The organism is Flavobacterium franklandianum (assembly GCF_007097365.1).
GTDB lineage: Bacteria > Bacteroidota > Bacteroidia > Flavobacteriales > Flavobacteriaceae > Flavobacterium > Flavobacterium franklandianum.
The window spans coordinates 1-11,401 of sequence record NZ_VJZR01000028.1 but is presented as its reverse complement, the minus strand read 5'-3'; the positions used below and the strand labels follow the sequence as shown (position 1 = coordinate 11,401).

Sequence of the window (11,401 nt, the reverse complement as noted above, 5' to 3'; positions counted from 1 at the left end):
ATCGTTTAACAAAAACCAGCTACGGTTAACTTTCGAGTAACACGATACCTCGAGGCTCTGCCTCGGGGTAATTCATTGCCCTTATAATCAAAATCAAGGCAATTGACACAGTTGCAACTGCAACAACACTATTGACAAATTTAGCAGTTTCACCATAAACAGTAACGCAATTACTCTTATGGCATAGTGATGCTTGCTCACTGGTTTTAATTTTATTAAATGTGTACATCTAACTAATTTTTTGGTTAATAGAATTCCGAACAACACCAAGCCGTGTTCAATCAGCTACCTAATGTTACTTTTCTTTAGTAACACCTTTGAACGGAGTACCATCTTGCTTAACATCCATAAAACGACCTGTGTCAGCATCACGCTTTACCCACTGCTCCGTTTTTGGATTATAAGTTTGACTACGGTCTTTTACAGCACCATTACGATGTCCGTCTCCAACTTTACCATTTTTAGCCATAGCTTTTTAATGATTTTGTCTAACCAAACTTTTTAATACTGAGGCGTTTGGCTAAATACCCAAGGAATAATTAGGTAATAAATAGAATTCTATTACTTTTGCAGAAGAAATATAGAGCGGTCAAACTTTCATTTCATCCGACCGAAGCGCTATTCCTTTTTGCTTCGGTTATTTTTTTTCTCTATTTGAAATAATTCATAATTCTATCCCTGTCCTCATTCTCCTTATCGTTTTTATGATACATTTCAATAAAAACAATCTTATTGTCGTCTTTGAAATAAGCATAAACTAAACGCAATCCTGAATTAACTCCATTTCCTTTTAAGGATTTACAAGCTATTTTTTTTACTTTAATAACACAGCTTTCAATTCCTAGGTTGTCAATTCTAAAACTAAAAGGAGGTCTTGCATCAGGTAAAATTTCCAAAACTTTCTTTACTACTTCTATGTCGTCCTTTAAAGTCTTATACTTTTTCAAAATACCTTTAAAATCTTTCTTAAATGGATCTATTTCTTCAAATACAATCATAGTTCAACTTCTTCTTCATAGTTTCTTACAGAAAAAGGAGGTTCTCTATAAAAAGCCAATTCGTAATTAATTTCTTCTCCATCTTTTGAAGCCATCCAAGGAATGTCTTTATGCGAATAATTACTAACCGCAGAAGCCGACCAATCACTCATTTGTTCAATTACTCTATCAATTATCTCTTTTTCACTAGCTTTAAACGCTGTTAAATCAGCTTTTTCTAATGGTAAATAACGAGTTTGAGGATAACCGTGATATTCTGTTTTTACACGTTGTATTTGATTAAAATCAATCATTTGAGAAATAATAGTATCTAGGTTTTGAGGCACTGGTCCAAAAGGTAGTTTTCTGTAATTCGCTCCAGTAAGATGCTCTTCGTATAATTCATAATAATTAAAATCAGAAAAATACAAAAGCTTGTATAAAACAGTTTCTCCTACATTTGGTTTTCCGGCACACCTTTCCAAAATATACAATAGCACATTTTTAAACTTACCTATTTGTAAAGTTGGTACTGATATTCTCTCATTTACAGTTTTTGGCTTTTCAGTTTCTTCTGAAATAAGCAAACCTTCTGATGTAAAGTCCTCTGACATAAAGTCGTCAAGTGAAAAACCAAGAACTTGAGCAAACTTTTGTAGTTCCATAATATTTAAACTTCTTTTACCCAACTCAATTTGAGTTATAGAAGGTCTAGATATTCCAACAATTTTAGCCAAGTCTTCTTGTGAAAGTTGTTTTTTCTTTCTTAACTCAACAATACGTTGTCCAATTTGAACTTGTGATATTTGAAAAATCATAATTTTGAGATATTAGTTAGTGGGTACAAATATATAAAATGTTTTAATATAAAACAAAATTATGTTTCAATTTAAAACAATAGTTTAATCAACTCATAATCTTTAAAAAAAGGATTTATGGTAAAAAGAACGTTTTACATTTCAGTTGCCACTTCTTTGCCAACGCTCAAAAAAAAATTACTGGCACGGTTTTTAGAAAAAACACGTACGCTTCGCAACTCGCGCCAGTAATTTTTTTCCCCAAGCTGTGTTACATAATTGAGTATTATAGTTCATTACAAAGCTTTTATATTGTTTTTTTGGTTTTTGCAATGAAGCTATAATATCATTTATGTAAAACAGCCGCCACACCCAACGCGCTAGCCAGTGGCTCCAGGACAACATTTTTTGCAGCTCCCATCGCATCACCCAGCTACAAAAAACACCGTCCTTCGCCACTGTCTTTAACAACGTTCGCCATTTCATCGGAAACTTTACGGTTATACTTGCTTTCAAGAACGTTCACGGTAACTGTTTTTAACAACTTTACGCTTAAATCGGTAGTATTTGCATTGCTTTTGTAAGTGTTGTAAATCGCTTATCAACTCTATTTCTAACATTCATAATTTCGGATTAAGCAATTTACAACACCCACAAAACCAAGAAAGAGCCAGTAAGAGTATCTTTTTTTATTTGCCACAAATACAAAATAAATTGATTTTCCATCGGCTTGATGCCTAGCGGTTTCAGTGGATTATTTACTTTAAAAATCAAACCTATATTTTTAAGAAGTGTTCGCATCAAGCCGATAGTAAAATCAATCAGAAACATCTCGTTAAGCAAATAAAAAAAGACACACTTACTTGCGCTACTGCCTCATCGCACTAGGAAAAAGTATTTTCATTGTTTTTGTAAGTGTAATAAATTGCTTTACAACTTTACTTCTAAAGTTCACAATTCCGATAAAGCAATTTATCACACACACAAAATCAAACCGTAAGAAAGAGTATTAAATTTTAAAGCAGAAAAATATTCGGAATCGATTTAATATTTCTTTTTCCTGCTTTAAAATTCAATACCCTTTCCGAAGAACATCAGTTATCCAATCAACCTTTTTTGGTTCCGTTTTCATCAAGAACATCTCGTTCGAAAGGAAAATAAAAAAATAAATAAAAGAAAGTAAAGGTAAGTTCCGGTTTCAAGAAAAAAAAGTTCAAGCCCTTCGGGTTTTAGAAAAAATCTCCACCCATACCGTATCGCAACAACATTCACTTCCGATTTCACGCTCACATTTCCGATGATGTATCGGGTAGTATTTTTTCTAAAAAACTTGTTTTTCTTGAAACCTCCACTTGAAGTACGACTTTCTTTTTTTTCTTTTTTTCTTTTAAAAATTTTATGTGTGGCTTGTGGTAGCAAGGCACATCATCTTAAAACGGAACGTATGATGAATTTTATAATCAAAACCCACCGAGTTGGAACAATTTACTCAAAACCCCATTTATTCCTGCTTAACAAGGGGATGAACAGCGGTAAGCCACAGAAAACGGCATTTACAAACAGCTTTGTAGTCATTTTTCAAAACGAAGAGGACTGCGAAAGCCTTTTTTTCATTGCTTATAGTTTATGGCAAACAAAATTCTGGCACCAGCATTTAGTAGGTTCGGTTATTCCGTTTTTGCGTCTTCCAGATTTCAAAAAAGAATTCAATCCACAAGCCAGTTTAATGATGGTGGAACACGAGCAGCACCAAAAAAATGTTGCAGCTCTCAAACTTCTGGAGAAAAAAGAAAAACAATACAAAGAAGATATGATGCTCATAAATGACCTTCGCAGAGCCATTTTATACCGTTACTGTAGAAAATAAAACAATCCTGGTCCAACTGGACTAGGATTGATTGCGCCTTATTCCCAAGCAAACCAACGCATAAGTGCAATATGATTGCACCACTTAAATAAATCGAAGAAAAGCAAAGCAATCTACTTTTATTGACTGCTAAAAACAAAAAAAGCTCCAAAAAATGGAGCTTTCAAGGTGGTTATTAAACGTTTTTAAGGGTTTGTTTTCGGTTCTTCTTCCGATTTTACAGCAGTTTGAGAAACTACTGAAATAATACTACCACCCAGAACCAAGTAACCAGCAGCCGAAACCAATCCAACAGGTAAAGCAATAGGCGAAGCGATGATAATTCCACCAACACTTGCCAAAGCAATTCCAACAGTTCTCAAAATTTTAAACCATTTTGGAGTTGGTGCCAAGGTTCTTTCTACTAAATTCATTTTATTATTTTTCATAATCTTGATTTTTATAAATTGTTAATTCGATGTTATTTACTCTTTTTTCTAAATATTCTACTTTTTGGTTGAGTAAGTCGTTACCACTTTTGAACTCTGTTTTGATGATTAAAGCCATTGTTTTAACTTCAATCAAATCTTTTTCCATACTCTTGAAATCGGTGTGTAATTGCTTGATAAAATAAGCCACAACCGACAGTAACAAAGTGATAAGTGTTCCAAAAAGTACCGTGATGTTATTGATGTTTTCCATTGTTTGGACTTTTTAGAATTGAAAATTATTTTCAATGATCATTGTATTGGTTTCAACTTTTGCCAATGCAACCAATTTTGGATAAATCATTTTGTAAGCTGTAACACTTTGAGTAACTTGATAATTGCCATCAACAAATTGGAAACCAAAACCACAAAGCGGACAACCAGCAGTTTCTTTGATAGTGTTTCCAGTATGGATATATACAAAGCTGAAGTTTGGCAAACCAGTAATTTCAATCATTCCCTCGTGCAGCTTTCCAAATGCTTTTTTGTAATCCACATTTTTAGCTCCGTAAGTGTTCAACTTCAAACTAAAAACACCTTTTGGAATGGCGGTTTGTGAAGCTATTTTCACTTCTCTAATTTTATCCTCTAACAAATAACATTGGAAAATTCCGTTGATGTACAACTGGCTCAAAGTGCTTTCTTTGCCTTGGGCTACTCTTATTATTTTAGTCTCCATAATTTTGATAGATTTGAGATTAAACAAAAAATCCCTCACTTTTAGCGAGGGATTATTCAGGTTTTTTTCTAAAAAGCGTCCTCGACTTTCAAGCAGTTACCACTGGAGAACAAGTAAAAGTTTGCACCCACTTGTTGGTAGAACTCAATTCCGATACATTGCAATACTGAAGTATTAACTGTTGGAAGAACTCCACCAGGTAAAGTTGCAGTAATTGTAGTAGCAGGAACTGGAGCGTACAAATCCAAGAAACCACTGTATTGAATATCGTTTACCTCATTCAAAGCTGCATCCATTGGATCATAGCTGTTTGTGGTAGCGTTGTATTCAAAATCACTCACTACGGAAAGCGAAGTAATCAAACGAAAGTGAGTTGCACCAGATGGAGCATTAACCAAATTCGCTGGGTTAAAAGCATCAACTACAAATTCGCCACTTTCTCTACCAACGGTATGAGTTAATGAAAACGGAGCGTTGAAAATTCCATTGAATGAAGAGTTTTTGTCAAACTCAAACCCTTTTAAGTAATTTCTTTGTGTTGTGATTTCAATTTTACGGTAACCTCTGGCTTCCGTTTGGTCTTCAAGGTTGATTTTCTTCATAATAGAAGTTAATCTTCCAGTTACTTGGCTGTCGGCCATTTGTTTCATCACTTGAGATAAACCAGTTCGAACAGATTTCCCAGCTTTGGCACAAGCGCCAAATTCGTTCATATTCTCACGAGTTCTCTCAAATTCAGGAGCAGTCAAAACTTGGTCGCCAGTTGGTCCGCCAATCATTCCAGCGAAATAGCCTTCCTGTCCTTTAATTTTGAAGTGTCGGATATCTCCAAGAGTTCCAACATACTTGATAACACCTTTTTGTCTTGCCATTTTTTTAAGATTTAAAAAGTTAATAATTAGATTAAATTCATAAGACAAATTTCAATGATTATCTTTGAATATCAATAACTTAAAATACTGTAAATCAATGCAATACAATGCAAAAGCACCGTACATAGTGGAAACCCATTGGCAAATTGAAGAAGTCCTTGACGGAGATAGCATAATCATTTGCAATCGTTTCACTCAAATGAAAAAAGAAATCCGTCTTTATGGTTTAGATGCACCAGAAGTAAAGATTAATAGAAAGATGAAAGAGGACGAGGAGAAAAGTAGTTTGCCTGCCCAATTATTGCTCCAATTTGGTTTGCAATCCTTGCACTTCGTTTTGTCGGTTGCACCTCCCAAAACGGCTGTAACAATCATTACGGAACAGGAGAACTATTACGACTACTGGAACAGGCAATTGGGATATGTAATATTACCAGGAGGAGAATGTTTGAATGATTTGCTTTTGATCAATGGGTATGCAAAAGCAACCCAAAATTATTACTGTGGACGATTAGCGGAATACCAAGCAATGAACCGCCAAGCGCAGCTTAACAGTACTGGTATATATAGCTTTGTAAAAAGTTTTTGATTTGTTGTACTTATGTTGTACTAAAGGAATTTTAATTTTCGTGAGTACCAATAAAATATATACTTCACAAGCGTATTAAGACTAAACAGCTGTTGTGCGTTGTTTTTTTTATTTTGTTTTAAAAATTTCCCATTTTTCAGTTCTGTTTTTTCTTTTTGCATAACAACCCAGCGGTAAGTCTGCAATTTCTAAAACAGTTTTGTCTCTTTTAATTATATTTTCTATTGATACTAATAATGCAACTTTTGTGAAATCTTCGAATTTATCATCACTAAAAAACTGCCACGAACCATCTTCCAATTCGTGAGTTACGTATGTGATATCTTTATTTTCTTCGATAACATATTTTGTTGTAAATACGGCTGTATTCAATGGATCTTTAAATTCTTTTTTAGTTTGAGCATTCGATTTTCCGAATCCTAAAAATGATAGCATAATAATTATATTTAAAAGTTGTTTCATTTATTCAGTTGATAATATATTTTTCAAATATTGTCTGAAATTTCCGTAACCATTTTCTTCAGGTTTTTCAAGATTCAGCATTTTCTCAATTCCGCTATCATAAATTTGCCAATTTTCTTCTTTGGCAATTCTTATTAATTCAAACAATCCATTTTCGCCGTAAATACTTAACATTTTATTACTAACCAATTCTTCATCGTTAAAAAATTCAACCGAGAAATCTTTTCCAATAATTTCGTTATGATTTTCGGATTTCTTTATGTTTACAAATTTTGATTTCAATACTTTGTCAAAATCAATTGGTTTTAGTAAATCTTCGTTTAGATTTTCTAAAGAAACTAAATTTTGTACTGAATTAAATAATACAATTTCCCAACTCATATTTCTATTTTATTTTAGGTTTTCTGTCGCTCGAAAATAACGCACAACGTTTTGCAGCTACCCGAAGGGCGGGACTTTTACCACAAAACTGTCTTTGGAACACGAAACCCCGCATTTTGGGTAGGTGCTGTTATGCCTTCGTTGTTCTTTTTCTGTCCTGATATATCCGTCTAATTCATAATTATTTCGGTGTACCATATTATTGTTTTTCAAGTCAATTAACATTGGTCGTTATACGCAGTTCGTAAAAATAAAAGGGTGTTGTTTAAAAAATAATTTGCTCCAAATTGATTTCTAAAAATGTATTGATGTCTTGTGAGTACTTATAGTGTTTTAATGATGTCTATCAGTTTTTCTTTGGTAATTGGTTTAATAATGAAGTCGGTAACAGCACTTATGCTTTTTGCCTTGACAATATCAAACGGAGATATGGAAGATGTAACAATATAAATAGTGATTTTCCTACTGAGCTTTGGCATAAATAAAAGGTATTCTTCAAGAAATTCCCACCCATCCATTATGGGCATTGAAAGGTCAAGAAGGATGATTTCAGGAAGTGAAGCTGGATTGTCAATATTTTCCTTTAAGAAATTTATGGCATCTAATCCGTTGCCAAAAACCTTAATCAGGTTAATAAGATTCGTCTGCTGGATGGCTTTTTTTGTTAGGAAAACAAAGATTTCATCATCGTCAATAATTGATAGTGTTCTAATAGTGTTCATATGCTTTTTGGTTTAAATTTAATAAAGAATGTACTGCCTTTGCCGAGGGCGCTTTCAGCCCATATTTTTCCACCCATTGCCTCCACTTGTGTTTTTGTTATGAACAAACCGAATCCCTTTGCATCGGGATGCGAATGAAATGTTTTTCTTATTTTGAAAAGTTTGTTTTTATGCCTTACTAAGTCTATCCCTAAACCATTGTCGGCAATTGATAATACAATGTCGCCATTTATTTTTTCGGTTTTAATTTTAATAACAGGATTTCTATCAGATGATTTATATTTTAATGCGTTACTAATAAGATTTGTAAAAATACTGTCTAAATATTTCTGTGGAAAAGATATTTCAGAAACATCATTAAAATTTATTTGTATATCTGCATTGTACAAATTTATTTGGGCTTCAAATCCAATAAGAACACTTTCTAAGCAGTCTTTTAGAATTATATTTTCAGTTTTAATTTCACAATCTTGCCTTACTTGAAGTGATTCCACTAATTCGTTAAAGACTTCATTTAAATAATTGATTACAGTTTTAATTTTCCCAAAAAGTTCTTTACTTTCCTCTTCATCTTTGCTTAGTTCAATATAATCAACCAACATACTTATGTTTACAAGTGGCGCTCTTAAATTATGAGAAACAATGTTACAGAAATCTATAAGTTGTGTATTAGCAATTGCTAGTTCCAAAGCTCGATTTTCTTTTTCTTGATTTTGGAAAGCCAGTTCTTTATTTGCAATAGCTAGTTCCGAAGCTCGATTTTCTTTTTCTTGATTTTGGAAAGCCAGTTCTTTATTTGCAATAGCTAGTTCCGAGGCTCGATTTTCTTTTTCTTGATTTTGGAATATCAGTTCTTTATTTGTCAGTTCTTTATTTGCAATAGCTAGTTCCGAGGCTCGATTTTCTTTTTCTTGATTTTGGAATATCAGTTCTTTATTTGCAATAGCTAGTTCCAAAGCTCGATTTTCTTTTTCTTGATTTTGGAAAGCCAGTTCAATTAAAACGCCACTTAATTCTAATTTAAGTTTCTTAACAATAGAGTCTAGTTTTTCTGTTTCTTTTGTAATCATTTTTTCTGTCGAGTTTTGTGTTGATTTACGGTGTCTTTACAATGAGGCATAACGTTCCGCCGCTTCTCGTCAGTTGCGAACTTCGGAACTTTTTATTTTCTGTTAAAGATAAAAATTATTGCGAAACGTAAACGTGAACTTACAGCAAAATTCGCAATTGCGAGAAACGGCTGTTAGCAACAGTGTTTATTATTTTAATTTCCCAATTTGAGGAAACTTTGCCGTAATTCTTTCAAGTTGGTTTAATATTTTTGGAATGTGAGTTTGGTCAAAATCAATTTCAAACTCTAATCGGTTTCCAATTCCAGCGTTATCCATTACAACGCAATCTGCTTTCAAATGTCCAATTCCATCACCCACAACTTTTACCATAACTTGTTCTTCCAAAGTGTAAAATGTTGCTATTCCGTTTAGTTTTTCATATAGTTTTGCCAGTTCATTTTTAAAACTCACAAAATCTACAGTCATAAAATCTGCTTTGAATTCTCCAGAAAATGCTCCGGCTTTTACGTTAACAATTCCTCTTATCCAATTTTTGTCCCAATCCAATTCTGCGTTCGGATGATTCAATCCAATTAATTCAATTCGGATTAAATTTCCACTTTCAGATATTTCAAAATGTGTCTTTTCTTCGCTCATTTTTCTGACATTGTTGCTAACGTTCGTTCTGCTGCTTGTGGTCTGTTGTGGTATTTCGTAACCAGAGTATTTTCGGTTTAATGAAAATATGATGCGAAACGGTAATTCCACTAAATCCCACAATAGCCACAAACAGCTGTTGGTGGTTCGGCTTTTTCACCACAATTTATTCAGGTTTCGTTTCTCCACCTTTCAAGTGAGAAGTGTTTTTTAAATTATTTATTATGATAGTATCTTTTTTATTGTCGATTTTTAAAATTTTGGTGTCTAGGGAACTTTTAGTTCCTGTTATTGGTTCATTTTTAGGAGTTGTTGCAGGTGTGGCTATTTCAGAATGGCTCTTCTCATAAATAATTCCTGACACAAAGCTAATTACGATTGTAAGTGAGTATTTTACTAATTCAATTTTAATGTCTTTTGACTGAACTAGAGTTTGCTTCATTGCAAAATCCAATTTACATTTTTCAAACCAGTTTAATTTTAAGTAAATCAAAGATGGTTTTTTATAACCTCCAAAATATTTTAAAAAGTAATTTGAATTAGCAGGAGAATTTTTAGTGTCGATTATTTTTTCAAGTACATAATCTTCACTATGCTCTTTGATGTTTGAAATAAAATCAAAAGAACCTGTGTCAGTTATGTCTAATTCGTAAATTTTTCCATTTGAAATTATTAAACTACAATTGATAATTTCATTTTTATATTTTAATTTACCGAATACACGCATATTTTTTTGGTTTTGTTATCTCGGAAAATTAATATTTAATTAATTTAAAATAAATTATTATGAAAAATATTATTCTGTTTCTTTTCGGTCGCTCGAAGCTGACCACCAACGTTCTGCGGCTTTGCGAGGTGGCGAATTTCGTAAGCACTTGATTTATAATTATTTTATTTTTTTATTGCGAAGAATAATCGTGATTTTACAAGAGTTTTCGCCATCTTGCAAAACCGCTGTTGGTGGTTCGGCTTTGTTTTCCACTACGCTTTTCCACCGCTAATTTAACTTTATTTTTATTACTTTTGGTTTTTAATTTCTACACTATGAAAAATACTTTACTTCACTTTCTGTATAGTTTTTGTATAATATTGCTTTTGGTTAATGCAATTGTAACTCATCACGATAATAACGTTTTAGAAAGTAGGATAAATACACTTAACAAAAATGGAATAGATTTCAATTCAGAAAAAACATTCAAAGAAGACTATTACATAAAACAGCAATCTTCCGACACAACGTTACTTCTTGTTGTCTTTCCTATTATTGTTGGTTTTGTCGCTCTTTTCACTTTCGCAAACGTAGTCCAAAAATTCAGGACAACAAAAACAGAGATAGAGAATGATATAAAGGAAAAGGAAGCCAAGTGGGATAAACAACATAAGCGGTTAAGTAAATTAGAGTTAGATTTATATTTTCAGATTGCAAATAATTATAGTGATAAGGCTAAAAAACACGAAGAGGAAAATAATTTAAAAAGTTATATAAGTATTTCAATGTGTGCATTAGAAAAATACGCACAAGTAATAAAAGTTTGTGATAATATAATTTATAAACAACGAGTTTTAAATCTTCTAAATTCAAGTGTCGATTATGATTATACTTTGTTAAAAGATACAGAAAACATTTTTGAAATTTCTGATTTAGACTATTCAGTTTATAAAATTAGAGTTGCTGCTATTTCTGAAGCTTTGGATAGTGAACGTCTACAAATGTTCAACACTATTCTTTCAAAAATAAAAATAATATAATGCTCTTTTTAAGATTAGTATTGTCTGATGCAGTTTGGCTGTAAGCTGACCACCAACGTTTTGCCACTTTGAGATGGCTGGAAGTTCGTAACCGCTCAATTTTCGGTTTAACGAAAACTTGATGCGAAAC

Annotated in this window: 16 protein-coding genes; 3 read left to right on the top strand and 13 right to left on the bottom strand. The window is 32.6% G+C overall.

Features of this window, described 5'->3' with window-relative positions:
- Nucleotides 1–295: 295 nt before the first annotated feature.
- The 3 genes from FNW17_RS16415 to FNW17_RS15910 all read right to left on the bottom strand — a co-directional run bounded on the left by FNW17_RS16415 (nucleotide 296) and on the right by FNW17_RS15910 (nucleotide 1,795).
- Nucleotides 296–469: a hypothetical protein gene (locus tag FNW17_RS16415; protein ID WP_086440623.1), complete on the bottom strand. Its 174-nt coding sequence runs from the start codon at nucleotides 467–469 to the stop codon at nucleotides 296–298.
- Nucleotides 470–650: 181 nt separating this feature from the next.
- Nucleotides 651–998 (bottom strand): hypothetical protein, encoded by a 348-nt coding sequence (locus tag FNW17_RS15915; RefSeq protein WP_144072173.1) that lies wholly within the window; start codon nucleotides 996–998, stop codon nucleotides 651–653.
- Entirely contained in the window at nucleotides 995–1,795 is an 801-nt protein-coding gene (locus FNW17_RS15910) for a type II toxin-antitoxin system antitoxin SocA domain-containing protein (protein ID WP_144072172.1), read from the bottom strand. The genes FNW17_RS15915 and FNW17_RS15910 overlap by 4 nt, the downstream gene beginning before the upstream one ends.
- A 1,423-nt stretch (nucleotides 1,796–3,218) precedes the next feature.
- Between FNW17_RS15910 and FNW17_RS15905 the strand changes: the two genes are divergently transcribed.
- Nucleotides 3,219–3,641: a DUF6943 family protein gene (locus FNW17_RS15905; RefSeq protein ID WP_144072171.1), complete on the top strand. Its 423-nt coding sequence runs from the start codon at nucleotides 3,219–3,221 to the stop codon at nucleotides 3,639–3,641.
- Between the two features lie 185 nt (nucleotides 3,642–3,826).
- Here FNW17_RS15905 and FNW17_RS15900 read toward each other — a convergent pair whose 3' ends face one another.
- The 4 genes from FNW17_RS15900 to FNW17_RS15885 all read right to left on the bottom strand — a co-directional run bounded on the left by FNW17_RS15900 (nucleotide 3,827) and on the right by FNW17_RS15885 (nucleotide 5,659).
- Complete coding sequence (locus FNW17_RS15900; protein WP_235893295.1) at nucleotides 3,827–4,069, bottom strand: hypothetical protein; 243 nt, start codon at nucleotides 4,067–4,069, stop codon at nucleotides 3,827–3,829.
- On the bottom strand, nucleotides 4,059–4,322 hold the full coding sequence (locus FNW17_RS15895; protein WP_144072170.1) for a hypothetical protein: 264 nt from the start codon (nucleotides 4,320–4,322) through the stop codon (nucleotides 4,059–4,061). Before FNW17_RS15895 ends, FNW17_RS15900 begins: the two co-directional genes overlap by 11 nt.
- Nucleotides 4,323–4,334: 12 nt before the next feature.
- On the bottom strand, nucleotides 4,335–4,787 hold the full coding sequence (locus FNW17_RS15890; RefSeq protein WP_144072169.1) for a DUF5675 family protein: 453 nt from the start codon (nucleotides 4,785–4,787) through the stop codon (nucleotides 4,335–4,337).
- Between the two features lie 68 nt (nucleotides 4,788–4,855).
- Entirely contained in the window at nucleotides 4,856–5,659 is an 804-nt protein-coding gene (locus tag FNW17_RS15885) for a hypothetical protein (protein ID WP_144072168.1), read from the bottom strand.
- Between the two features lie 97 nt (nucleotides 5,660–5,756).
- Between FNW17_RS15885 and FNW17_RS15880 the strand changes: the two genes are divergently transcribed.
- Nucleotides 5,757–6,248 (top strand): thermonuclease family protein, encoded by a 492-nt coding sequence (locus FNW17_RS15880; RefSeq protein WP_144072167.1) that lies wholly within the window; start codon nucleotides 5,757–5,759, stop codon nucleotides 6,246–6,248.
- 108 nt (nucleotides 6,249–6,356) lie between these two features.
- On the opposite strand, the gene FNW17_RS15875 is transcribed toward FNW17_RS15880, so the two are convergent.
- The 6 genes from FNW17_RS15875 to FNW17_RS15850 all read right to left on the bottom strand — a co-directional run bounded on the left by FNW17_RS15875 (nucleotide 6,357) and on the right by FNW17_RS15850 (nucleotide 10,249).
- Complete coding sequence (locus FNW17_RS15875) at nucleotides 6,357–6,683, bottom strand: immunity protein Imm33 domain-containing protein (RefSeq protein WP_185965315.1); 327 nt, start codon at nucleotides 6,681–6,683, stop codon at nucleotides 6,357–6,359.
- A gap of 27 nt (nucleotides 6,684–6,710) precedes the next feature.
- Nucleotides 6,711–7,091, bottom strand: coding sequence for a hypothetical protein (locus FNW17_RS15870; RefSeq protein WP_144072165.1), 381 nt, complete (start codon nucleotides 7,089–7,091; stop codon nucleotides 6,711–6,713).
- Between the two features lie 323 nt (nucleotides 7,092–7,414).
- Complete coding sequence (locus FNW17_RS15865) at nucleotides 7,415–7,813, bottom strand: response regulator (protein WP_144072164.1); 399 nt, start codon at nucleotides 7,811–7,813, stop codon at nucleotides 7,415–7,417.
- Entirely contained in the window at nucleotides 7,810–8,883 is a 1,074-nt protein-coding gene (locus FNW17_RS15860; RefSeq protein WP_144072163.1) for a sensor histidine kinase, read from the bottom strand. Before FNW17_RS15860 ends, FNW17_RS15865 begins: the two co-directional genes overlap by 4 nt.
- A 189-nt stretch (nucleotides 8,884–9,072) precedes the next feature.
- Complete coding sequence (locus FNW17_RS15855) at nucleotides 9,073–9,522, bottom strand: WapI family immunity protein (RefSeq protein WP_144072162.1); 450 nt, start codon at nucleotides 9,520–9,522, stop codon at nucleotides 9,073–9,075.
- 166 nt (nucleotides 9,523–9,688) lie between these two features.
- Nucleotides 9,689–10,249, bottom strand: a complete 561-nt coding sequence (locus FNW17_RS15850) for a hypothetical protein (protein WP_144072161.1) — start codon at nucleotides 10,247–10,249, stop codon at nucleotides 9,689–9,691.
- A gap of 317 nt (nucleotides 10,250–10,566) precedes the next feature.
- Between FNW17_RS15850 and FNW17_RS15845 the strand changes: the two genes are divergently transcribed.
- Nucleotides 10,567–11,271 carry a hypothetical protein gene (locus tag FNW17_RS15845; protein WP_144072160.1) on the top strand — a complete coding sequence of 235 codons (705 nt, stop codon included), beginning with the start codon at nucleotides 10,567–10,569 and terminating at the stop codon, nucleotides 11,269–11,271.
- Nucleotides 11,272–11,401: the final 130 nt, after the last annotated feature.

Excerpts from the sequence above, each read along its gene's own strand:
- FNW17_RS15880 (WP_144072167.1), top strand. The coding sequence starts at position 5,757 with ATGCAATACAATGCAAAAGCACCGTACATAGTGGAAACCCATTGGCAA.
- FNW17_RS16415 (WP_086440623.1), bottom strand. The coding sequence starts at position 469 with ATGGCTAAAAATGGTAAAGTTGGAGACGGACATCGTAATGGTGCTGTA.
- FNW17_RS15870 (WP_144072165.1), bottom strand. The coding sequence starts at position 7,091 with ATGAGTTGGGAAATTGTATTATTTAATTCAGTACAAAATTTAGTTTCT.
- FNW17_RS15845 (WP_144072160.1), top strand. The coding sequence starts at position 10,567 with ATGAAAAATACTTTACTTCACTTTCTGTATAGTTTTTGTATAATATTG.
- FNW17_RS15900 (WP_235893295.1), bottom strand. The coding sequence starts at position 4,069 with ATGAAAAATAATAAAATGAATTTAGTAGAAAGAACCTTGGCACCAACT.
- FNW17_RS15915 (WP_144072173.1), bottom strand. The coding sequence starts at position 998 with ATGATTGTATTTGAAGAAATAGATCCATTTAAGAAAGATTTTAAAGGT.
- FNW17_RS15850 (WP_144072161.1), bottom strand. The coding sequence starts at position 10,249 with ATGCGTGTATTCGGTAAATTAAAATATAAAAATGAAATTATCAATTGT.
- FNW17_RS15890 (WP_144072169.1), bottom strand. The coding sequence starts at position 4,787 with ATGGAGACTAAAATAATAAGAGTAGCCCAAGGCAAAGAAAGCACTTTG.
- FNW17_RS15860 (WP_144072163.1), bottom strand. The coding sequence starts at position 8,883 with ATGATTACAAAAGAAACAGAAAAACTAGACTCTATTGTTAAGAAACTT.
- FNW17_RS15875 (WP_185965315.1), bottom strand. The coding sequence starts at position 6,683 with ATGCTATCATTTTTAGGATTCGGAAAATCGAATGCTCAAACTAAAAAA.
- FNW17_RS15895 (WP_144072170.1), bottom strand. The coding sequence starts at position 4,322 with ATGGAAAACATCAATAACATCACGGTACTTTTTGGAACACTTATCACT.
- FNW17_RS15905 (WP_144072171.1), top strand. The coding sequence starts at position 3,219 with ATGATGAATTTTATAATCAAAACCCACCGAGTTGGAACAATTTACTCA.
- FNW17_RS15865 (WP_144072164.1), bottom strand. The coding sequence starts at position 7,813 with ATGAACACTATTAGAACACTATCAATTATTGACGATGATGAAATCTTT.
- FNW17_RS15855 (WP_144072162.1), bottom strand. The coding sequence starts at position 9,522 with ATGAGCGAAGAAAAGACACATTTTGAAATATCTGAAAGTGGAAATTTA.
- FNW17_RS15885 (WP_144072168.1), bottom strand. The coding sequence starts at position 5,659 with ATGGCAAGACAAAAAGGTGTTATCAAGTATGTTGGAACTCTTGGAGAT.
- FNW17_RS15910 (WP_144072172.1), bottom strand. The coding sequence starts at position 1,795 with ATGATTTTTCAAATATCACAAGTTCAAATTGGACAACGTATTGTTGAG.